Source organism: Streptomyces pseudovenezuelae, assembly GCF_001513955.1.
In the GTDB taxonomy this organism is placed as follows: Bacteria; Actinomycetota; Actinomycetes; order Streptomycetales; family Streptomycetaceae; genus Streptomyces; species Streptomyces pseudovenezuelae.
On the sequence record NZ_KQ948151.1, the window covers coordinates 52343 to 53530 of the forward strand.

At 66.3% G+C, this 1188-nt stretch carries 1 pseudogene; it reads left to right on the forward strand.

The window, feature by feature from the left end:
- Positions 1–181, forward strand: a pseudogene (locus AQI94_RS43355) (TetR/AcrR family transcriptional regulator); the annotation flags it as partial.
- Positions 182–1188: the final 1007 nt, after the last annotated feature.

Here is a 1188-nt window from a genome sequence, read left to right on the forward strand (position 1 = left end):
ACGAGCGGCCCAGCGCAACGGCGACATCGACCCCGACGCGGACCCCGACGACCTCGCCTACCTCCTGCTGACCATCATCCGCGGCGCCGATGTCATGGGCGCGGCCGGTCATAGCTCCGACCGCCTGACCTCGATCGCGGAGAGCGCCTTCGCCCTGCTCCCCCGCCCGCGCCACCACTGACAAGGGCACGGCCGGCCCCGTCGCACGGGCACCGTCCTCGACGTCGATCACTTCCTGCACATCGAGGCCCCCGAGGCGATCGCGAAACGGATCGCGGCATGGGCCGAGTAGCGGATCACTCGACCCTCACGGCGAGACCACTGGGATGGGCGGAGCGGGGCGGACTCTGACATGGCGCTGTTGTGGACTGTGGACTCCGGGATGGGGCGGATCTCCGCCCGGTGACCAGCGTGCAACCTTCAACCCGGTCGGTCAGAACCGTCAGTTGAGCGGTGTTCGTCGATGAAGGACATCATCAGCCGTTGCGGGGGGTGAGCTCCCCGACGAAGAAGGTTGTAGCCGCCTTCAGGATCGCCACGTCCTCACGCAGCCGGCGGATCTCCTCGTTCTCCTCGATCGTGACCCCGGGCGCCTCGCCACCGTCAATCTCGGCCTGAGCGCCCCGGCGCCACGACGACTTCTGCCTACCCCGACCTGCTTGGGCACCGTCAGTACCGCTGCGGTATTTGGTCGGGTATTCGGCTGGTGCTACAGCACCAGCCGGACGGCTCGGGCCCTCAGCTCGGGATCCACCTTCTTCTGCATGACATACATCCTTCCAGCTCAGAAAGATGCGGCCCAAGCCGACCGCACTTGACAACTCAGTACAGAACCGCCTAGGTTTCTGACTGTTCAGTACATAACCGTCCTGAGCTCACCGGACAGGCTGCGTGCACGCCTGGCGCCTCACCGTCCCGTCGCTCTACCTGTACGGGGCCATGACCCGGGGCAGGGCACTTCCTGCACCTCGGACAGCCAAAGACAGTTGCCGACCACATCCTCGGCTTTCTGAACAGCTGACCCCCCTGCAACCGCCCGGAACTCGAAGGGCTGACCGAACCATGACTGACAAGGAAAGGCTGGAGACCATGGCTGTGGCGACTCCTCCGTACGCGAGCGACGCACTGGCCGAGGGGACCGTTGACGCGGTGGTGATCGGCGGGGGCGCCGCGGGGCTGAACGGTGCG